The following is a 19,691-nucleotide window of genomic DNA, read 5'->3' on the forward strand; positions in this document are numbered from 1 at the left end:
TTCCCGCAGCCCGCGCCAAACCTATTAGACTCCGCTGATCTGAAAGGTGAATGACCAAGGACCGTCCATGAAACGCAGCCTGACCGTACTCGCCATCCTGATTGCCGCCCTCATGGCCGGCGCCGGCTGGTATGTCTACAGCAAGCAGCCCACTCGCCAGGGCACCGAAACACTGGCCAACCTGCAAGGCACGGTCACGGTGCGTTACGACGACCGTGGCGTGCCGCACATCCGCGCCGAGAACGAGACCGACCTGTATCGCGCCTTAGGCTACGTGCACGCTCAGGACCGGCTGTTCCAGATGGAGATCATGCGGCGCCTGGCCCGAGGCGAACTGGCCGAGGTGCTGGGGCCAAAAGTGCTGGAGACCGACAAACTGTTCCGCAGCCTGCGCATCCGTGAACGGGCCTTGAGTTACGTGGAACACATTGACCACGACTCCAAGGCGTGGAAGGCCTTGCAAGCCTATCTGGACGGCATCAACCAATATCAGGACAGCCACGCCAGCCCCATGGAATTCGACGTACTGGGCATCCCCAAGCGGCCGTTTACCGCCGAGGACACCATCAGCGTCGCCGGGTACATGGCCTACAGTTTTGCCGCCGCGTTTCGTACCGAGCCGCTGCTGACGTACGTCCGCGACCAGTTGGGCAGCGATTACCTGAAAGTCTTTGACCTGGACTGGCAACCCAAAGGCGCGCTGAACCTGGCCGCCAGCGACTGGAACACCCTCGGTGCCATCGCCTCTCTGAGCGATCAGGCCTTGGCCGACAACGGTTTGCCGCAGTTCGAAGGCAGCAACGCCTGGGCCATCAGCGGCAGCCGCACCCAAAGTGGCAAGCCGTTACTGGCGGGCGACCCGCATATCCGCTTCTCGGTGCCGTCGGTATGGTACGAAGCGCAGCTCTCGGCGCCGGGCTTTGAGCTCTACGGTTATCACAACGCGCTGGTGCCGGTGGCGTTCCTGGGCCACAACCTGGATTTCGGCTGGAGCCTGACCATGTTCCAGAACGATGACCTCGACTTGATCGCCGAAAAGGTCAACCCGGACAACCCCAACCAGGTCTGGTATCACGGCCAATGGGTCGACATGACCAGCAGCGAGCAGCAGATTGCGGTCAAAGGCCAAGACCCGGTGATACTCACCCTGCGTCGCTCGCCCCACGGCCCGATCATCAATGACGTACTCGGCGAGAGCGCCGGCAACACACCGATCGCGATGTGGTGGGCATTCCTCGACACCGAAAACCCGATCCTCGAAGGCTTTTACCAACTTAACCGCGCCGACACGCTGGCCAAGGCACGCGCGGCAGCGGCGATGGTGTCGGCGCCGGGGCTGAATATCGTGTGGGCGAACGCAAAGGGGGATATCGGCTGGTGGGCGGCGGCGCAGTTGCCGATCCGCCCGACGGGGGTCAACCCCGGCTTTATCCTCGACGGCAGCACCGCCCAGGCCGACAAACTGGGCTTCTACCCGTTCAGCGCCAACCCCCAGGAAGAAAACCCGGCGCGTGGTTATGTGGTGTCGGCAAATGCCCAGCCGGTGTCGCCCACTGGCATGGAAATCCCGGGCTATTACAACCTGGCCGACCGTGGCCAGCAGTTGAACACGCAGTTGAGCGACAAAAGCGTGAAGTGGGACGTCAATAACAGCCAGGCCCTGCAACTGGGCACTACCACCGCTTATGGCCCACGCTTGCTGGCGCCGCTGTTGCCGGTGCTGCGTGAGGTGGTCAAAGACCCGGCGCAGTTGAAACTGGTGGAGCAGCTTGCGAGCTGGAAGGGTGACTACCCACTGGACTCCACCAGCGCCACGCTGTTCAACCAGTTCCTGTTCAACCTCACCGACGCGGCCTTTCACCCGAAACTGGGCGACGCGATGTTCAAGTCCCTGCTCACCACGCGGGTGATCGATGCGGCGCTGCCGCGCCTGGCCGCCTCAGCGGACTCGCCCTGGTGGGACGGCAAGCGCGCCAGCACGGTCAAACTGGCGTGGGACAACAGCCTGGCGCATCTGAAAGCTACGTTCGGCGACGACCCGACCCAGTGGCAGTGGGGCAAGGCGCACACCCTGACCCACGGCCACCCGCTGGGCATGCAGAAGCCGTTGGACAAGCTCTTCAACGTCGGCCCCTTCCCCGCTCCCGGCACCCATGAAGTGCCGAACAACCAATCCGCCATGATCGGCCCGGCACCCTGGCCAGTGACATACGGCCCATCGACGCGCCGCCTGATCGACTTCGCCGACCCCGCTCACGCCCTGACCATCAACCCGGTGGGGCAAAGCGGCGTGCCGTTTGACTCGCACTATGACGACCAGGCGCAAACCTACATCGAAGGCGGGTATGAGCAGGCGCATTTCAGCGATGAGGAAGTGACGGCGAATACCCGGGGTACGTTGAAGCTGTTGCCAGCCAGGCAATAGCGCTGAAGGCGTGCGGTTCAATGTGGGAGCGGGCTTGCTCACGAATGCGCAGTATCAGTCACCAGATGTATCGACTGACCCCCTGCATTCGCGAGCAAGCCCGCCCCCACATTTGCTTTGTGTTGTAGCGACTATCGTGTGCGCATTCGCCCCGGCGCCTCGCCATAGGTGTCCTTGAACTTCTTGCTGAACGCCGCCTGGGACTGGTAACCCACCTGGGCGGCAATATCCAGCAGGCTCAAGCGCGACTGGCGCAGCAGGTTGAACGCCAGTTCCATGCGCAGCTGAGTCAGCAGCACCCAGGGCGACACACCTGCCACTTTGACAAACGCACGCATGAAGGTGGCCCGCGACATCGTCGCCGCAGCGGCCAGGCTGTCGATGGTCCATTCATGGCCGGGCTCGGCCAGCATCGCCTGCCAGGCCTTGCTCAGGCGCTTGTCGGCGAGCAGGGCGAAGGTGCCGGCCACGGGCGCCTGACGGGTCAGCCAGGTGCGCAGAACCAGGGTGAACAACGCCGACGACAGCGCATCGATAAACGAGCGCGCGCCCAGTTGCTCGCCGTCCGCTTCGCTGCGCAGCAGCGCGATCAGCGCCGCCAACTGCTCGTCGCCCTGCCACTGCCGGCTGGACACCACCAAATACTCCGGCAACGCACTGAACAGCAAAGACTGGCGGTTGTAGTGAAAGCTACCGCACAGCATGTCGACCTCTGGCCGCGCGCCGCCCAAGCGATGCACCGGCAGCACGCCCCCTTCGATGACCTGCGGCTGCATCGGTCGGATACGCGCACCCTGGCTGCGCAACAAATGGGTGGCACCGCCGGGCATCAGCAAGATGTCGCCCTCCTCCAGCGTCACCTGCTGCCCACCCGAGAGCTCCGCACGGCATGTTCCGCTGAGCACGATGTGGTACGGCGCCACGCCGAATTTTTCAGGCGGGTGATCCAGCGCCCAGTCGCCCTGGAACTGGCAACGCAAATCCAGACTGCCGCGCAGGTTGGCCAGCGCAATAAGCGTGTCGATCGAATTCATTTGCGAGCATCGGTCAAAAAGATGAGCGGATCGAACAATAACGCCAATGCCGAACAGCAGAAACTGGCTTCACACCCCACCTGTTCAGGAGTTACCGCAATGTTCAATAACTGGTCCGACTTGCTGCCTACCGTGAAGAAAGCCTTTGGCGCGCTGGGCAAGAGCAACCCGAAGATGGTCAAAGCCTACATGGCGCTGGGCGAGGCTGCCGAGGAAAACAATGTGCTCGACGCCAAGACCCGCGAGCTGATTTCCATCGCCGTGGCCATCACCACACGCTGCGACGGCTGCATCGGCGTGCATGCCGACGCGGCGATCAAGGCCGGCGCGACCCGCGAAGAAGTGGCCGCCACGCTTGCCACCGCGATCTCGCTGAATGCCGGCGCCGCGTACATCTACTCGCTGCGTGCGCTGGAAGCCTACGACACGCTCAAACCGGCGCCGCAAAGTTAAGCCGGAACTGCTGCGGCGTCACGCCCAGCCGGCGGTTGAATACGCTGCGCATGTGCTGGGCGTCGCGAAACCCGCATTGATAGGCCACAGTCTTGAGCGGCGCAGGGCTGCTTTCGAGCATCACCCGCGCCGCATCCACCCGCGCCCGCTCGACAAATTCCGCCGGGGTGATGCGCGCCTCACGGGCAAACACCCGGGAGAAATTGCGCGCGCTCATATTCGCCGCCTTGGCCAGGTCGGCGATGGTCAAATCACCGGTCAGGTTCGCCAACACGTACAACTGCACCAACGCCACCGCCGAAGTGCTTTCGGCGTGGGGCGTCAGGAACGGACTGAACTGCGACTGCCCGCCCGAGCGCTGGGTAAACACCACCAGGCGTTTGGCCACGCTCAGCGCGACTTCCGGACCGTGGTCCTGGACCAGCAGAAACAGCGACAAGTCGATGCCGGCCGTGACCCCGGCCGAGGTGTAGAGGTTGCCGTCCTGCACGTAGAGGCGGTCGGCGTCGACCTGGGCCGAGGGACACAGACGCGCCAGGTCGGCGGCATCGTTCCAGTGGGTGGTGACGGTTTTGCCGTCCAGCAAGCCGGCTCGCGCCAGCATGAAGGCGCCGTTGCAGATCGAACCGAAGCGCTGCGCCCGCGCGGCGGCGGCACGTAGCCAGTCATCAAACGGCGCGCCGAAATCCTCGAAGGGCAATTGCGGGCCACCGGCAACCAGCAGCAGGTCGTAGGCTTGCAGGGCTTCGCTGTAATGCCGGTGGGCCTGCAGCGACAAGCCATTGGAGGCGGCCAGTGTGCCGTGGCCCAGGCCAAGCACTTCAAGCTGGTAGTGGTCTTGCGGCGGCAGAAAACGGTTGGCCTCGCAGAACACATCCATGGGACCGGTCACGTCCAGTGACTGGACGCCGGGGAAGATCAGGATGGCGACGGTTTTGCCCATGCTGCAAACACCTTTTCTAACTGAATAAATGCAAAACCCCTGTGGGAGCGGGCTTGCTCGCGAATGCGGTAGTTCAGTTGACACATGCATTAACTGACATACCGCTTTCGCGAGCAAGTCGAATCGTCGCACCGCCGCTCCCACATTTGACCCTCTTAGGCTTCAAGAGACTATTCCCGCTGGCGCGATATCGCGCCACATTGGCCGACATCGCATCCTCGCCGCGATGGCCCCGTCGCGGGCGCGCGCCCAGACTGGACTCATCGGCGCCACCCCCGGCGCTTTGTTGAGGAGAACGACCATGAGCACCACCATCGCCGGCATCCAGATCCCGGACAGCGCCTTGGCCAAGGCCACCACCGAGTACATCCGCGACGTCGAATCCGACCTGCTCTACCACCACTCCCGCCGCGTATTCCTGTTCGGCGCGCTGAGCGGTGAGCGCAAGCAACTGGCCTACAACCCGGAGCTGCTGTACGTCGGCGCCATGTTCCATGACCTCGGCCTGGTTGAAGGCCATCGCAGCGACAACGAGCGCTTTGAAGTGGACGGCGCCAACGCAGCGGCGGCGTTCCTCAAGCCTTACGGGCTGAGCGACGACGATATCGAACAGGTGTGGCTGTCCATCGCCCTGCACACCACGCCGGGCGTGCCGCAGCATCTGCGCCCGACCGTGGCGCTGGTAACCGCCGGTGTCGAGATGGACGTGCTGGGCATGGACTACGCCGCGTTTTCCAGCGTGCAGCGCGAAGCCGTGGTGCATGCGCATCCACGTGGTGAAGGGTTCAAGGAGTGCATTATCTGCGCGTTTGCCGACGGCTTGCGCCATCGCCCGCAGACCACGTTTGGCAACGTGAAGACCGACGTGCTGGTCGATCAGGAGCCGGGGTTCAAGCCGATGAATTTTGTCGAGGTGATTCGCAAGTCGCCGTGGGCGGCATAGTTGACTTGAAACACAACCAACTGTGGGAGCGGGCTTGCTCGCGAATGCGGAGTGTCAGTCACCAGATGTACTGACTGATCCACCGCATTCGCGAGCAAGCCCGCTCCCACATATTTGATCCGGTTCCGCCAGGCTGCGCGGGTTAGACCGGCGCAGGCGCCCGGCGCTTGTCCGGCTGCTGCCAGCCATCCGCAGCCGCTTCTTCAATCGCTTGCTGAATGGCTTTCTTGCGGTGCTCTTCGGCACGGCGGCTGAAGAACCACACCAGGAAGGTCACCAGCGACACCGCCAACAGGATCAGGCTGGCCACGGCGTTGATCTCGGGCTTAACCCCAAGACGCACGGCCGAGAATACTTCCATCGGCAAGGTGGTCGAGCCTGGACCGGACACGAAGCTGGCCAGTACCAGGTCATCCAGCGACAGCGCGAACGACATCATGCCGCCCGCCGCCAACGACGGCGCAATCATCGGGATGGTGATCAGGAAGAACACCTTCCACGGCCGCGCGCCCAGGTCCATCGCCGCTTCTTCAATCGACAGGTCCAGCTCACGCAAGCGCGCCGACACCACCACCGCCACATACGCCGCACAGAACGTGGTGTGGGCGATCCAGATAGTGACGATGCCACGCTCCTGGGGCCAACCGATCATCTGCGCCATGGCCACGAACAGCAGCAACAGCGACAGACCGGTGATCACCTCGGGCATGACCAGTGGCGCCGTTACCAGGCCGCCGAACAGCGTGCGGCCCTTGAAGTGGCTGATGCGCGTCAGCACGAACGCCGCCAAAGTCCCCAGCGCCACGGCGGCCACCGCCGTGTAGCAGGCGATTTCCAGGGAGCGTGCCACCGAGCCCATCAACTGGGTGTTGTCCAAAAGGCCCACGTACCACTTGATCGACCAACCGCCCCACACCGTCACCAGCTTGGATTCGTTGAACGAGTAGATCACCAGGATCAGCATCGGCAGGTAGATGAACAGCAACCCCGCCACCAGCATGAAACTCGAGAAACTGAAGCGCTTCATATCTTGCCCTCCATCTCTTTGGCTTGGCTGCGGTTAAACAGGATGATCGGCACAATCAGGATCGCCAGCATCACCACCGCCAGGGCAGACGCCACCGGCCAGTCACGGTTGTTGAAGAATTCTTGCCACAGCACTTTACCGATCATCAGCGTTTCCGGGCCGCCGAGCAGTTCCGGGATCACGAACTCGCCCACCACCGGAATGAACACCAGCATGCAGCCAGCGATGATGCCGTTCTTGGACAGCGGCACGGTGATTTTCCAGAAGCTGTTGAAGGTGCTCGAGCCCAGGTCGGACGCGGCTTCCAGCAGGCTCTGGTCGTGTTTGACGAGGTTGGCGTACAGCGGCAGGATCATGAACGGCAGGTACGAATAGACCACGCCGATGTACACCGCGATGTTGGTGTTGAGGATCTGCAGCGGTTCGTTGATCAACCCGATGGACATCAGGAAGCCGTTGAGCAAACCGTTGTTGCTGAGGATGCCCATCCACGCATACACGCGGATCAGAATCGCGGTCCAGGTCGGCATCATGATCAGCAGCACCAGCACGGTCTGCATCTCTTTGCGTGCGCTGGCAATGGCGTAGGCCATCGGATAGCCGATCAACAGGCACAGGATCGTGCTGAAAAACGCCATCTTCAGCGAGCCCAGGTACGCGGCGATGTACAACTCGTCGTCACCCAGCATCGCGTAGTTGCCCAGGTTGAGCACCAGTTGCAGCTTTTGCTCAACGAAGGTGTAGATCTCGGTGTAAGGCGGGATCGCTACGTCGGCTTCGGCAAAGCTGATCTTCAAGACAATGAAGAACGGCAGCGCGAAAAACAGGAACAGCCAGAGGAAGGGGATCCCGATGACCACATGCCGGCCACCGGGTGTTATTCGTTGCAGCTGGCGTTTGAACTTCTTCATATTCATGAGCGAAGCACCACGCCGCTGTCGTCTTCCCACCACACATACACCTGGTCACCCCAGGTTGGGCGCTGGCCACGGCGCTCGGCGTTGGCGACGAAGGACTGCACCAGCTTGCCGCTCGGCAGCTCGACGTAGAACACCGAGTGGCCGCCCAGGTAGGCGATGTCGTGCACCTTGCCGCTGGACCAGTTGTGCTCACAGGTCGGCATTTCGGTGGTCACCAGCAGCTTTTCAGGGCGGATGGCGTAGGTCACCGACTTGTCTTCCACCGCCGTGGCGATGCCGTAGCCCACGTAGATGTCGCGGTCCAGGTCCGGGCACTTGAGCACCGCGTGGCCTTCGGCGTCGTCCACCACTTGGGTGTCGAAGATGTTCACGTTGCCGATGAACTCGCACACCAGCCGGCTGGTAGGCGTTTCGTAGATGTCGATCGGGCTGCCGATCTGCGCGATCCAGCCCAGGTGCATGATCGCAATGCGCTCGGCCATGGTCATGGCCTCTTCCTGGTCGTGGGTCACCATCACGCAGGTCACGCCCACGCGCTCGATGATCTCCACCAGCTCCAGCTGCATTTGCGAACGCAGCTTCTTGTCGAGGGCGCCCATCGGCTCATCGAGCAGCAGCAGTTTCGGGCGCTTGGCCAGGGAACGCGCAAGGGCCACACGCTGACGCTGACCACCCGACAGTTGATGCGGCTTGCGCTTGGCGTACTGGCTCATCTGTACCAGCTTGAGCATCTCGGCCACGCGTGCATCGACTTCAGCCTTGGGAATCTTGTCCTGCTGCAGGCCGAACGCGATGTTCTGCGCTACCGTCATGTGCGGGAACAAGGCGTAGGACTGGAACATCATGTTGATCGGCCGCTCATACGGCGGCATGTCGGTGATGTCCACACCGTCGAGGTAAATGCGACCTTCGGTTGGGCGCTCGAAGCCTGCGAGCATGCGCAGCAAGGTGGATTTGCCCGAACCCGAACCGCCGAGCAAGGCGAAGATCTCGCCTTTCTTGATTTCCAGGGACACATCGTCCACGGCAATCGTCTCGTCGAACTTCTTCGTGACCCGGTCGATTTTGACCAACACCTTTTTCGGTGTCTGGTCGCCCTCGAGGGCTTTCTTATAGGCGCCGGAGGCAACTGCCATTTACGAAACTCCCAACAAAATTTGAGGTTCACCCAATACGGGCGAAACCTTGGATAGTTTGAGCTTTAAGCCTTACTTGCCCGTCTTGACCTTGGTCCAGCTACGGGTCATTAAACGCTGCACGTTCGGGGGTAACTCGAAGTTGACAAACGTCCGGTCGAGAACCGCCTGCGGTGGGTAAACCGCTGCGTCGGTGCGTATCGATTGCTCCATCAGTTTGTCCGCCCCGGGGTTAGGGTTGGCGTAACCGACGTAATCACTGACCTGAGCGATCACCTCAGGTTGCAGTAAATAGTTGATGTAGGCGTGGGCCTCTTTAACGTTGGTGGCATCCGCCGGGATCGCCAGCACGTCAAACCACAGGTTGCCGCCTTCTTTCGGAATCGCGTAGGCGATCTTCACGCCCTTGCCCGCCTCGGCCGCGCGAGCTTTGGCCTGGAACACATCACCGGAGAAACCTGCCGCCACGCAGATGTTGCCGTTGGCCAGGTCCGAGATGTACTTGGAGGAGTGGAAGTAAGTCACGTAAGGACGCACTTTCAGCAGTTTCTCTTCGGCCTTTTTATAGTCGGCCGGGTTGGTACTGTTGGGGTTCAGGCCCATGTAGTTGAGCACCGCTGGCAGCATTTCATCGGCCGAGTCCATGAACGAGACGCCACAGGTGGCCAGCTTTTTCATGTTCTCCGGCTCGAACAGCACCGCCCAGGAATCGATATGGTCGACGCCCAGTACTTCTTTGACTTTGTCGACGTTGTAACCGATCCCGTTGGTGCCCCACAGATACGGCACGGCGTACTGGTTACCCGGATCGTTCTTTTCCAGACGCTTGAGCAGCGCCGGGTCGAGGTTTGCATAATGGGTCAGCAATGACTTGTCGAGCTTCTGGAACGCCCCGGCCTTGATCTGCTTGCCGAGGAAGTGGTTCGACGGCACGACCACGTCGTAACCGGTGCGCCCGGCGAGCAACTTGCCTTCCAGGGTTTCATTGGAATCAAACACGTCATACACGGGCTTGATGCCGCTGGCCTTTTCGAAGTTGGCCAGGGTGTCGGGGCCGATGTAGTCCGACCAGTTATAAATATGCACAGTCGGCGCGGCCTGCACGCTGACAGCCAGCGTGATACCTGCACCTACCAGCACGGCTTTGCGAAATAAAGAAATTGGCAAGTGGAGGTCCTCTTAAATAGTTGGGCCTTAAAGTTGTTGCCCGGCAACAAAACCGGCGCGCAACTTACCCTCGATAAACCGATCCGGCAAAACTTTCTGTCATTTAATTTGTGGGAGTCGGTTTAGGAGGAGCGGGCTTGCTCGCGAAGGCGATGTGTCAGCCAGCAGGTGCATCAACTGATACACCGCTTTGGCGAGCAAATCGAATCGTCGAACCGCCGCTCCCACACAAGCCCGTTCCCACAGGGTTTAAGGCTTATTTACCCGATTTGATTTTGGTCCAGCTGCGGGTCATTTCACGCTGAGTTGCAGCCGGCAAGTCAGCAATGGCATAGAGCTTGGCTTGCACATCGGCGGACGGGTAGATGCCCGGGTCGCTGGTGATGTCTTTGTCGACCAGTGGGGTCGCTTTCTCGTTACCGTTCGGGAAACGTACGCTGTTGGTGATGGCAGCCATGACTTTCGGCTCCAGCAGGTAGTTCATGAACTTGTAGGCAGCGTCGACGTTTTCGGCATCTTTAGGGATGGCGACCATGTCATAGAAACTGCCGGCGCCTTCTTTCGGAATGTCGTAGGCCACCTTGACCTTGCCACCGGCTTCAGCCGCGCGGGATTTGGCCTGCTGAATGTCACCCGAGTAGCCCACGGCTACGCAGATGTTGCCGTTGGCCAGGTCCGAGATGTACTTGGACGAGTGGAAGTAGCCGATCGAAGGGCGCAGCTTGAGGAACAGGTCCTCGGCTTGCTTGAGGTCGGCCTTTTTCTGGGTGTCGGTCGGCAGCCCCAGGTAATGCAGCGCCACCGGCAGCATTTCGGTTGGCGAATCGAGGAAGCTCACGCCGCAGCCTTTCAGCTTGGCGAGGTTTTCCGGCTTGAGGATGGTGTCCCAGGATTCGATCTTGTCGATGCCCAGTGCAGCCTTGACCTTCTCCGGGTTGTAGCCGATACCGATCGAGCCCCACATGTACGGGAAGGCGTGCTTGTTGTCCGGGTCGCTGACCGACACGGCCTTGAGCAGGGATTTGTTCAGGTTGTCGTAGTTGGACAGCTTGGACTTGTCCAGCTCCTGATAGACACCGGCCTTGATCTGCTTGGCGAGGAAGTTGTTCGACGGTACGACGATGTCGTAACCGGACTTGCCTGCCAGCAACTTGGCTTCCAGCGTCTCGTTGCTGTCGAAAACGTCGTACACCACTTTAATGCCCGACTCTTTTTCAAAGTTGGCGATGGTGTCCGGTGCAATGTAGTCGGACCAGTTATAGACGTGCAGCACTTTATCGTCTGCCTGGGCCGCGCCCGCCATTGCGCCCAACAGGGACAAGGCGAGGAGGGTCTTGCCAGCGTTCTTCAAACCTAATGCCTTCATTTGGTGATGCTCCAATTTTTCTTTTTTGGGCCACATTTTTTACACGTTCAGCGGCCCTTCCAAAGGGCAACAAAACAGGGCGACAGTCTGGCAAGTTCAGGGGCCGGCTTTCAACCAAAGCGCCCTTATTACTGCGTTTTTGTAACTGCCCGGACGCAGCACCCGAAGCCGCTGCGCCCTGAGCCTAGCACTTAGCCCTGCAATGCCGCCAAAGTCAGGTCCAGGCACTGGCGAGCCTTGGTCACCAGCTCATCGATTTCCGCCTTGCTGATCACCAGCGACGGCGAAATGATCATGGTGTCGCCCACGGCGCGCATGATCAGGCCGTTCTCGAAGCAGAACGTGCGGCAGATCATGCCCACACCACGGCCTTCGTAACGTTTGCGCGTGGCCTTGTCCTGCACCAGCTCAATCGCCCCGAGCATGCCGACTCCGCGAACTTCACCCACCAACGGGTGATCAGCCAGTTCCCTCAGACGTTTCTGCAAATACGGTGCCGTTTCGTCGTGCACACGGTTAACGATTTTTTCATCGCGCAGGATGCGGATGTTTTCCAGCGCCACGGCTGCCGCTACCGGGTGACCGGAATAGGTGAAGCCGTGGTTGAAATCGCCGCCTTCATTGAGCACGGCGACCACGTCGTCGTGCACGATCAGGCCGCCCATGGGGATGTAACCCGAGGTCAGGCCTTTGGCGATGGTCATCATGTGCGGCTTGAGGTCGTAGAAGTCGCTGCCGAACCACTCACCGGTCCGGCCGAAACCGCAGATCACTTCATCAGCAACAAACAGGATGTCGTACTTGGCGAGGATTTCCTTGATGCGCGGCCAGTAGGTTTCTGGCGGCACGATCACACCACCGGCGCCCTGGATCGGCTCGGCAATAAAGGCACCGACGTTGTCCACGCCCAGTTCCAGAATCTTCTCTTCCAACTGGTTGGCGGCCCACACCCCGAACTCTTCCGGGCTCATGTCGCCGCCTTCGCCATACCAGTACGGCTGGGCGATGTGGGTGATGCCCGGGATCGGCAAGTCGCCCTGTTCATGCATATAGGTCATGCCGCCCAGGCTGGCACCGGCCACGGTAGAGCCGTGGTAGCCATTCTTGCGGCTGATGATGGTTTTCTTGTTCGGCTGGCCTTTGACTGCCCAGTAGTGGCGGACCATGCGCAACATGGTGTCGTTGCCTTCGGAGCCTGAACCGGTGAAGAACACGTGGTTCATGCCGGCCGGTGCGATGTCGGAAATAACCTTGGCCAACTCCAGCACCGGCGGGTGAGCGGTCTGGAAAAACAGGTTGTAGTACGGCAGTTCTTTCATCTGCTTGGCGGCGGCGTCAGCCAGTTCATCGCGACCGTAACCGATCGCCACACACCACAGGCCGGCCATGCCGTCGAGGATCTTGTTGCCTTCGCTGTCCCACAGGTAAACGCCGTGGGCTTTGGTGATGATCCGTGGGCCTTTCACTTTCAATTGCTTGAAGTCAGTGAACGGCGCCAGGTGGTGATCGTTGCTCAAGGCTTGCCATTCACGGGTTTGCGGGTTGTTGCTGGACATACCAATCTCCTAGACTTTTTCAGGTGAGGGCGCGCCAATCCTGCGGCGCGCCCGGCGCATCAGACGGCGAAGAGCAGGAATTCCCGCTCCCATGAACTGATCACGCGCTTGAAGTTTTCATGCTCGGCCCGCTTGACCGCGACGTAGCCTGTGATGAATTTTTGACCCAGGTATTTCTCGATGGTCTTGCTGTTTTCCATGCGTTCCAGGGCGTCTTCGATGGTCAACGGCAGGCGCAGGTTGCGCCGCTCGTAGCCACGACCCACCACGGGCGCGCTCGGGTTATGGCCTTCGACCATGCCGATGTAGCCGCACAACAGGCTGGCGGCAATTGCCAGGTACGGGTTGGCGTCGGCGCCCGGCAGGCGGTTTTCGACGCGACGGTTCTGCGGGCCGGCATCCGGTACGCGCAGGCCCACGGTGCGGTTCTCTTCGCCCCACTCCACGTTCACCGGCGCCGAGGTGTCGGGCAGGAAGCGGCGGAACGAGTTCACGTTGGGGGCAAACAGCGGCAGCAATTCAGGGATGAATTTCTGCAGGCCGCCAATGTGGTTGAGGAACAATTGGCTCATGGTCCCGTCTTCATTGGAGAAGACGTTCTTGCCAGTGGCGATGTCGATGATGCTCTGGTGCAAGTGCATCGCGCTGCCGGGCTCGCCGGTCATCGGCTTGGCCATGAAGGTGGCGGCCACGTTGTGCTTGAGCGCGGCTTCACGCATGGTGCGCTTGAACACCAGGATCTGGTCGGCCAGGGACAGGGCATCGCCGTGACGGAAGTTGATTTCCATCTGCGCCGTGCCGTCCTCGTGGATCAGCGTGTCGAGGTCCAGCTCCTGCAGCTCGCACCAGTCGTAGACGTCTTCGAACAATGGGTCGAATTCGTTGGCCGCTTCTATAGAGAAGGATTGGCGACCGGTCTCCGGGCGCCCGGAACGGCCGATCGGCGGTTGCAGCGGGAAGTCCGGGTCTTCGCAGCGTTTGGTCAGGTAGAACTCCATCTCCGGCGCCACGATGGGCTGCCAGCCTCTGTCGGAGTACAACTTGAGGACTTTCTTGAGCACGTTGCGCGGCGACAGCTCGATCGGGTTGCCTTGCTTGTCGTAGGTGTCGTGAATCACCTGGGCGGTGGGCTCGATGGCCCAGGGCACCAGGAATACGGCGTTCTGGTCCGGGCGGCAGATCATGTCGATGTCGGCCGGGTCGAGCAATTCGTAATAGATGTCGTCTTCGACATAGTCGCCGGTCACGGTCTGCAACAGAACGCTCTCGGGCAGGCGCATGCCTTTTTCGGCGATGAACTTGTTGGTCGGCGAGATCTTGCCCCGGGTGATGCCGGTGAGGTCGCCAATCATGCATTCGACTTCTGTGATCTTGTGGTCTTTCAACCAATCGGTGAGCTGGTCGAGGTTGTTACTCATAAATGCCTCTGGGCTGTGTTTCCTGACATCCATTAAAGGTCAGGCGTAAGTTGACGCAGCATCCGCGTCGCGTTGCATCGCCCGCTGTCGACAGGCCGAACCAAAGGCCTGGAAGATCGCGAGGTAGTGCGGGTTAGAGCTTACCTGCCATTCGGGGTGCCATTGCACTCCTAAAGCAAAAGCCTTGCCCGCGGTGTAAGAAAAAGCTTCGATCAGCCCATCAGGCGCGGTGGCTTCGACCTGCAAACCCGGCGCCAGGCGGTCAACGCCCTGGCTGTGAATCGAATTGACCTGGATCGTCTGCGGCAAACCCAGGCTTGCCAATACCCCATTCGGGGAGATCGCCACGGCGTGCGCCGGGCCGTACTGGACCTCCAGCGGCTGAGTGTCGTCTTCGCGGTGATCCATCATGCCCGGCACTTCATGAACCTTCTGGTGCAGGCTGCCGCCAAACGCCACGTTCATTTCCTGGAAGCCACGGCAGATGCCCAGCACCGGCACGCCTGCCGCAATCGCGGCACGCAGCAACGGCAAGGTGGTCTGGTCGCGTGCAGAATCATGAGCAGTCCCGGGCGCGCTGGCCGGACCGTCGTAATGGAAGGGTTCGATATTGGAAGGAGAGCCGGTAAATAGAATGCCATCCAGGCCGTCAAAAATATTGGCCGGGTCGAGCAGATCGCCCAAGGATGGAATGATCAATGGCAAGCCCTTGGCAGCGGTGGCCACTGCACGGACGTATTTGTCGCCACTGATGTGATAAGCATGCAGACCGACCTGTTTGGAGCAGGCGGTGACGCCGATTAACGGCAGGCGAGACATGAAGCACCCCGGTATTATTGCTGTTATGGGTTTGAATCGAGCTTAGCCTTGTTCATTTTTTTACACAACACCCCCGTAAAAAATACAACACGGCCCGCTCAAGCCTGCTAGTCCCAAGCCCTCCAAACCCAAAAAACCGCCCCAAAAAGCCCCAAAAAAGGCCTCAAGGCGCTTTTTTAGGGCAAAAAAGGCCTCGCTTGACTTCGGCATGCCGTTCGGGTTGACTGAAACCAGAAAAGATCAATGATTGATATTTTTAACAACAAAGGTGTTGCATCATGTCGGTACCCCCGCGTGCCGTTCAGCTTAACGAAGCGAACGCGTTCCTTAAGGATCATCCTGAGGTTCTGTACGTAGACCTTCTAATTGCGGATATGAATGGTGTGGTGCGCGGCAAGCGCATCGAACGCACCAGCCTCCACAAGGTTTACGAGAAGGGCATTAACCTGCCTGCCTCTTTATTTGCCCTGGATATCAACGGCTCGACGGTGGAAAGCACCGGCCTGGGCCTGGACATCGGTGATGCTGACCGAATCTGTTATCCGATCCCCGACACCCTGTGCAATGAACCCTGGCAAAAGCGCCCCACCGCGCAACTGCTGATGACCATGCACGAACTTGAAGGTGAACCTTTCTTCGCCGATCCTCGCGAGGTGCTCCGCCAAGTTGTCAGCAAATTCGACGACCTTGGTTTGACCATCTGCGCCGCCTTCGAGCTTGAGTTCTACCTGATCGACCAGGAGAACGTGAACGGCCGCCCCCAACCGCCCCGCTCGCCGATCTCCGGCAAACGCCCGCACTCGACACAGGTCTACCTGATCGACGACCTCGACGAATACGTCGACTGCCTCCAGGACATTCTGGAAGGGGCCAAAGAGCAAGGCATCCCTGCCGACGCCATCGTCAAGGAAAGTGCCCCGGCGCAGTTCGAAGTGAACCTGCACCACGTCGCCGACCCGATCAAGGCCTGCGACTACGCGGTACTGCTCAAGCGCCTGATCAAGAACATCGCCTACGACCATGAGATGGATACCACCTTCATGGCCAAGCCTTACCCAGGCCAGGCAGGCAACGGTTTGCACGTACACATTTCGATCCTGGACAAGGACGGCAAGAACATCTTTGCCAGCGAGGATCCCGAGCAGAACGCCGCATTGCGTCACGCGATCGGCGGTGTGCTCGAGACCCTACCCGCCCAAATGGCGTTCCTGTGCCCCAACGTCAACTCCTACCGTCGTTTCGGCGCACAGTTCTACGTGCCGAACTCGCCGTGCTGGGGCCTGGATAACCGCACCGTGGCGATTCGCGTACCGACCGGCTCGTCCGATGCCGTACGTATCGAACACCGTGTGGCCGGCGCCGACGCCAACCCCTACCTGCTGATGGCTTCGGTCCTGGCAGGCGTGCACCACGGTCTGACCAACAAGATCGAACCGGGCGCTCCAGTGGAAGGCAACAGCTACGAGCAGAACGAACAAAGCCTGCCGAATAACCTGCGCGATGCCCTGCGCGAGTTGGACGACAGCGAGGTGATGGCCAAGTACATCGATCCTAAGTACATCGATATCTTCGTCGCCTGTAAGGAAAGTGAGCTGGAGGAGTTTGAACACTCCATCTCCGACCTTGAGTACAACTGGTACCTGCATACCGTGTAAATGGTTGCTGGATTGAAAAAACGCCACAGGCTTTTGGTCTGTGGCGTTTTTTTAGGGGTTTATTCATGGAGACCGGGTTGGTCCATTCGCAGGCAAGCCAGCTCCCACATTTAACCGAGTTCCCACTTCGGAACGCAGTCAAATGTGGGAGCTGGCTTGCCTGCGAAGGCGGCGCGGCAGACAACACACTTATGTGCTCATACAATGCCCGCTGCCTTGTAGGAGACTTCCATGACGACTCGCCCCGCCGCTCCTCGCAAACCCCGTGCCCGCAGCCAGGCCCGGATTGATGCGATCCTCGACGCCGCCCGCACCTTGCTGGCAACCGAAGGCGTGGCCAGTCTGTCGATCTACAGCGTGGCCGAGCGCGCGCAGATTCCACCGTCGTCGGTGTATCACTTTTTTGCCAGTGTGCCGGCGTTGCTGGAAGCCCTGACCGCCGATGTGCACGCCGCCTTCCGCGCTGCAATCCAGGCGCCCATCGAGCATGAGTCACTCAAGCATTGGCGTGACCTGTCCTGCATCGTCGAGCAACGCATGCTCAGTGTCTACGACCATGACGCCGCCGCACGCCAGTTGATCCTGGCCCAGCATGGGCTGACCGAGGTGACCCAGGCGGACCGTCAGCATGATCTGGAACTGGGGGATTTGATGCTGGAGGTGTTCAATCGTCACTTCGAAGTGCCGACGTTGCCCGCTGATGTGGATGTGTTCGCCCTCGCGCTGGAACTCAGCGACCGCGTTTACGCGCGCTCGGTGCATCAGCACGGCCAGATCACGCCGCGCATGGCAGAAGAAGGGATGCGGGTGTTTGATGCGTATGTGGGGCTTTATTTGCCGGCGTATTTGCCCAAGCGGTAAGGCTTGTGGTGACTGGGCCGGCCTCTTCGCGAGCAAGCCCGCTCCCACATTTGAATGCATTCCAGCGTTGGAACTCGGTCAAGTGTGGGAGCGGGCTTGCTCGCGAAGGCAGCCTCCAGAGCGACGGCAATCACAACTTGGCGATCGACACCTCGGTGGACTTCACAAAGGCAATCACTTCGCTGCCAATCACCAATTCCAGCTCTTTGACCGAGCGCGTGGTGATCACAGAAGTCACGATGCCAGACGCTGTCTGAACATCGATTTCGGAAAGCACGTCGCCTTCGACGATTTCCTTGATGGTGCCCTTGAACTGGTTACGCACGTTGATGGCTTTAATAGTCATGGTGTTTTTCCTTCGTGGGACAAGTAAGTTATTGAGCCCAACGCAATTGCGTAGGCAGCGGTGAAACAGGTTCGGGTTCAGGCGGCGTGCCGGGCAACGACAGCACGCGGTTAAGCACTTCGGCTTCCAGCGCCGCCAGGCGATGTGAGCCCCGGGCGCGTGGACGCGGCAGGTCGACAATCAGGTCCAGACCGATCTCGCCGTCCTCGATCAGAATCACCCGGTCGGCAATCGCCACGGCTTCACTGACGTCGTGGGTCACCAGCAACACGGTAAAGCCGTGCTTCTGCCAGAGGTTTTCGATCAGTTGCTGCATTTCGATACGGGTCAGGGCATCCAGCGCGCCCAGCGGCTCATCCAGCAGCAGCAGGCGCGGCTGGTGAATCAACGCGCGGGCCAGGGCCACGCGCTGCTTCTGGCCACCGGACAAGGCCGCGGGCCACTCGTTGGCACGCTCGGCCAGGCCAACCGCTTCCAGCGCTTCAAGCGCCTTGGGACGCCAGTTGCCCTTCAGACCCAGACCCACGTTGTCGATGATCTTTTTCCACGGCAGCAGGCGCGCTTCCTGAAACATCAACCGCGTGTCTTCAATCGCATCGCCAAGCGGCGCAGAGCCTGCCAGCAACTCGCCGCCGCTGGCTTTGTCCAGGCCAGCCAGCAAGCGCAGCAAGGTACTTTTGCCGCAGCCGCTGCGCCCCACCACCGCCACGAACTGGCCAGCGGGAATGTGCAGATCAATTTCTTTAAGTACTTCCCGCGCACCAAAGGCCTTGCGCAATTTGCGCACCGCCAGCGGGATACCCTTGAGCAGGCGCGGAAGTTGTTGAGCCGTCATGCCGCACCGCCTTTATTCACTTGATACGCCGGGTGCCAGCGCAGCCACACACGCTCCAGACCGCGCGCGGCCAAGTCGGCCAGCTTGCCGAGGATGGCGTACATGACGATGGCCAATACCACCACGTCGGTTTGCAGAAATTCACGCGCATTCATTGCCAGGTAACCGATGCCGGAGCTGGCCGAGATGGTTTCCGCCACGATCAGCGTCAGCCACATAAAGCCCAGGGCAAAGCGCACGCCGACCAGGATCGACGGCAGTGCACCCGGCAGAATCACCTGGCGGAACAGGCTGAAGCCGGACAAGCCATAGCTGCGCGACATTTCTACCAGCGCCGGGTCGACGTTGCGGATGCCGTGATAGGTGTTCAGGTAAATCGGGAACAGTGTGCCGAGGGCGACCAGGAAAATCTTCGCGGTCTCGTCAATGCCGAACCACAGGATCACCAGCGGAATCAGCGCCAGGTGCGGCACGTTGCGGATCATCTGCACCGAACTGTCCAACAGGCGCTCGCCCCATTTGGACAGGCCGGTGATAAAGCCCAGGGCCAAACCGATGCTGCCACCGATCACAAAACCCAGGCCGGCACGCCAGCCGCTGATAGCCAGGTGCGTCCAGATTTCGCCCGTGCGAACCAGATTGACCCCAGCCTCGATCACCGCACTCGGCGCCGGCAGAATGCGGGTCGACAACCAGCCCGCCGACACCGACAGCTGCCACACCGCCAGCAACAGGATTGGCAGCACCCAAGGCGCGACACGATGGCTTAATTTTTCATAGTTCATGA

Annotated in this window: 18 protein-coding genes; 5 read left to right on the plus strand and 13 right to left on the minus strand. The window is 60.4% G+C overall.

Annotated elements, in window-relative coordinates:
- The first annotated feature begins 67 nt into the window (after positions 1-67).
- Entirely contained in the window at positions 68-2,425 is a 2,358-nt protein-coding gene (locus C4J83_RS28830; RefSeq protein WP_124418698.1) for a penicillin acylase family protein, read from the plus strand.
- A gap of 131 nt (positions 2,426-2,556) precedes the next feature.
- On the opposite strand, the gene C4J83_RS28835 is transcribed toward C4J83_RS28830, so the two are convergent.
- Complete coding sequence (locus tag C4J83_RS28835) at positions 2,557-3,459, minus strand: AraC family transcriptional regulator (protein WP_119737353.1); 903 nt, start codon at positions 3,457-3,459, stop codon at positions 2,557-2,559.
- A gap of 99 nt (positions 3,460-3,558) precedes the next feature.
- Between C4J83_RS28835 and C4J83_RS28840 the strand changes: the two genes are divergently transcribed.
- Positions 3,559-3,912, plus strand: a complete 354-nt coding sequence (locus C4J83_RS28840; protein WP_016973032.1) for a carboxymuconolactone decarboxylase family protein — start codon at positions 3,559-3,561, stop codon at positions 3,910-3,912.
- Here C4J83_RS28840 and C4J83_RS28845 read toward each other — a convergent pair.
- Complete coding sequence (locus tag C4J83_RS28845; protein WP_124418699.1) at positions 3,890-4,855, minus strand: GlxA family transcriptional regulator; 966 nt, start codon at positions 4,853-4,855, stop codon at positions 3,890-3,892. The genes C4J83_RS28840 and C4J83_RS28845 overlap by 23 nt on opposite strands.
- Positions 4,856-5,156: 301 nt before the next feature.
- Between C4J83_RS28845 and C4J83_RS28850 the strand changes: the two genes are divergently transcribed.
- Positions 5,157-5,798, plus strand: a complete 642-nt coding sequence (locus C4J83_RS28850) for an HD domain-containing protein (RefSeq protein WP_106575744.1) — start codon at positions 5,157-5,159, stop codon at positions 5,796-5,798.
- Positions 5,799-5,940: 142 nt separating this feature from the next.
- On the opposite strand, the gene C4J83_RS28855 is transcribed toward C4J83_RS28850, so the two are convergent.
- The 8 genes from C4J83_RS28855 to C4J83_RS28890 form a co-directional block, all read right to left on the minus strand.
- The gene (locus C4J83_RS28855; RefSeq protein ID WP_106575745.1) at positions 5,941-6,825 is read right to left on the minus strand and encodes an ABC transporter permease subunit; all 885 of its coding nucleotides are present in this window, start codon (positions 6,823-6,825) and stop codon (positions 5,941-5,943) included.
- Positions 6,822-7,742, minus strand: coding sequence for an ABC transporter permease subunit (locus C4J83_RS28860; protein WP_017139530.1), 921 nt, complete (start codon positions 7,740-7,742; stop codon positions 6,822-6,824). The genes C4J83_RS28855 and C4J83_RS28860 overlap by 4 nt, the downstream gene beginning before the upstream one ends.
- Positions 7,739-8,881 carry an ABC transporter ATP-binding protein gene (locus tag C4J83_RS28865; RefSeq protein WP_003176776.1) on the minus strand — a complete coding sequence of 381 codons (1,143 nt, stop codon included), beginning with the start codon at positions 8,879-8,881 and terminating at the stop codon, positions 7,739-7,741. The genes C4J83_RS28860 and C4J83_RS28865 overlap by 4 nt, the downstream gene beginning before the upstream one ends.
- A gap of 72 nt (positions 8,882-8,953) precedes the next feature.
- Positions 8,954-10,048, minus strand: a complete 1,095-nt coding sequence (locus C4J83_RS28870) for a polyamine ABC transporter substrate-binding protein (protein WP_106575746.1) — start codon at positions 10,046-10,048, stop codon at positions 8,954-8,956.
- Positions 10,049-10,304: 256 nt separating this feature from the next.
- A complete protein-coding gene (locus tag C4J83_RS28875; protein ID WP_106576071.1) occupies positions 10,305-11,399 on the minus strand; it encodes a polyamine ABC transporter substrate-binding protein in 1,095 nt (364 codons plus the stop codon).
- Positions 11,400-11,605: 206 nt separating this feature from the next.
- On the minus strand, positions 11,606-12,970 hold the full coding sequence (locus tag C4J83_RS28880) for an aspartate aminotransferase family protein (RefSeq protein ID WP_119737349.1): 1,365 nt from the start codon (positions 12,968-12,970) through the stop codon (positions 11,606-11,608).
- A 59-nt stretch (positions 12,971-13,029) separates the two neighbouring features.
- Positions 13,030-14,388 (minus strand): glutamine synthetase family protein, encoded by a 1,359-nt coding sequence (locus C4J83_RS28885; RefSeq protein WP_017139534.1) that lies wholly within the window; start codon positions 14,386-14,388, stop codon positions 13,030-13,032.
- A 39-nt stretch (positions 14,389-14,427) separates the two neighbouring features.
- A complete protein-coding gene (locus C4J83_RS28890; RefSeq protein WP_106575748.1) occupies positions 14,428-15,207 on the minus strand; it encodes a gamma-glutamyl-gamma-aminobutyrate hydrolase family protein in 780 nt (259 codons plus the stop codon).
- Positions 15,208-15,485: 278 nt separating this feature from the next.
- Here C4J83_RS28890 and C4J83_RS28895 point away from each other — a divergent pair, with 278 nt between their 5' ends.
- Positions 15,486-16,862: a glutamine synthetase family protein gene (locus tag C4J83_RS28895; protein ID WP_003213894.1), complete on the plus strand. Its 1,377-nt coding sequence runs from the start codon at positions 15,486-15,488 to the stop codon at positions 16,860-16,862.
- A 231-nt stretch (positions 16,863-17,093) separates the two neighbouring features.
- On the plus strand, positions 17,094-17,723 hold the full coding sequence (locus tag C4J83_RS28900) for a TetR/AcrR family transcriptional regulator (RefSeq protein ID WP_119737347.1): 630 nt from the start codon (positions 17,094-17,096) through the stop codon (positions 17,721-17,723).
- 130 nt (positions 17,724-17,853) lie between these two features.
- Here the strand turns inward: C4J83_RS28900 and C4J83_RS28905 are convergent, their stop codons facing one another.
- From C4J83_RS28905 to ssuC, 3 genes are read right to left on the minus strand one after another with little or no spacing between them, the layout of a single operon-like run.
- Positions 17,854-18,069, minus strand: a complete 216-nt coding sequence (locus tag C4J83_RS28905) for a TOBE domain-containing protein (RefSeq protein ID WP_003213899.1) — start codon at positions 18,067-18,069, stop codon at positions 17,854-17,856.
- A gap of 28 nt (positions 18,070-18,097) precedes the next feature.
- Positions 18,098-18,904, minus strand: coding sequence for an aliphatic sulfonates ABC transporter ATP-binding protein (ssuB, locus tag C4J83_RS28910; protein WP_124418700.1), 807 nt, complete (start codon positions 18,902-18,904; stop codon positions 18,098-18,100).
- Positions 18,901-19,689 carry an aliphatic sulfonate ABC transporter permease SsuC gene (gene ssuC, locus C4J83_RS28915; protein ID WP_106575751.1) on the minus strand — a complete coding sequence of 263 codons (789 nt, stop codon included), beginning with the start codon at positions 19,687-19,689 and terminating at the stop codon, positions 18,901-18,903. The genes ssuB and ssuC overlap by 4 nt, the downstream gene beginning before the upstream one ends.
- Positions 19,690-19,691: the final 2 nt, after the last annotated feature.

The organism is Pseudomonas sp. LBUM920, from assembly GCF_003852315.1.
GTDB lineage: Bacteria > Pseudomonadota > Gammaproteobacteria > Pseudomonadales > Pseudomonadaceae > Aquipseudomonas.

What these genes read in the sequence shown, in the direction of transcription:
- C4J83_RS28830 (WP_124418698.1), top strand. Translation starts at nt 68, where the DNA reads ATGAAACGCAGCCTGACCGTACTCGCCATCCTGATTGCCGCCCTCATG.
- C4J83_RS28835 (WP_119737353.1), bottom strand. Translation starts at nt 3,459, where the DNA reads ATGAATTCGATCGACACGCTTATTGCGCTGGCCAACCTGCGCGGCAGT.
- C4J83_RS28840 (WP_016973032.1), top strand. Translation starts at nt 3,559, where the DNA reads ATGTTCAATAACTGGTCCGACTTGCTGCCTACCGTGAAGAAAGCCTTT.
- C4J83_RS28845 (WP_124418699.1), bottom strand. Translation starts at nt 4,855, where the DNA reads ATGGGCAAAACCGTCGCCATCCTGATCTTCCCCGGCGTCCAGTCACTG.
- C4J83_RS28850 (WP_106575744.1), top strand. Translation starts at nt 5,157, where the DNA reads ATGAGCACCACCATCGCCGGCATCCAGATCCCGGACAGCGCCTTGGCC.
- C4J83_RS28855 (WP_106575745.1), bottom strand. Translation starts at nt 6,825, where the DNA reads ATGAAGCGCTTCAGTTTCTCGAGTTTCATGCTGGTGGCGGGGTTGCTG.
- C4J83_RS28860 (WP_017139530.1), bottom strand. Translation starts at nt 7,742, where the DNA reads ATGAATATGAAGAAGTTCAAACGCCAGCTGCAACGAATAACACCCGGT.
- C4J83_RS28865 (WP_003176776.1), bottom strand. Translation starts at nt 8,881, where the DNA reads ATGGCAGTTGCCTCCGGCGCCTATAAGAAAGCCCTCGAGGGCGACCAG.
- C4J83_RS28880 (WP_119737349.1), bottom strand. Translation starts at nt 12,970, where the DNA reads ATGTCCAGCAACAACCCGCAAACCCGTGAATGGCAAGCCTTGAGCAAC.
- C4J83_RS28885 (WP_017139534.1), bottom strand. Translation starts at nt 14,388, where the DNA reads ATGAGTAACAACCTCGACCAGCTCACCGATTGGTTGAAAGACCACAAG.
- C4J83_RS28890 (WP_106575748.1), bottom strand. Translation starts at nt 15,207, where the DNA reads ATGTCTCGCCTGCCGTTAATCGGCGTCACCGCCTGCTCCAAACAGGTC.
- C4J83_RS28895 (WP_003213894.1), top strand. Translation starts at nt 15,486, where the DNA reads ATGTCGGTACCCCCGCGTGCCGTTCAGCTTAACGAAGCGAACGCGTTC.
- C4J83_RS28900 (WP_119737347.1), top strand. Translation starts at nt 17,094, where the DNA reads ATGACGACTCGCCCCGCCGCTCCTCGCAAACCCCGTGCCCGCAGCCAG.
- C4J83_RS28905 (WP_003213899.1), bottom strand. Translation starts at nt 18,069, where the DNA reads ATGACTATTAAAGCCATCAACGTGCGTAACCAGTTCAAGGGCACCATC.
- ssuB (WP_124418700.1), bottom strand. Translation starts at nt 18,904, where the DNA reads ATGACGGCTCAACAACTTCCGCGCCTGCTCAAGGGTATCCCGCTGGCG.
- ssuC (WP_106575751.1), bottom strand. Translation starts at nt 19,689, where the DNA reads ATGAACTATGAAAAATTAAGCCATCGTGTCGCGCCTTGGGTGCTGCCA.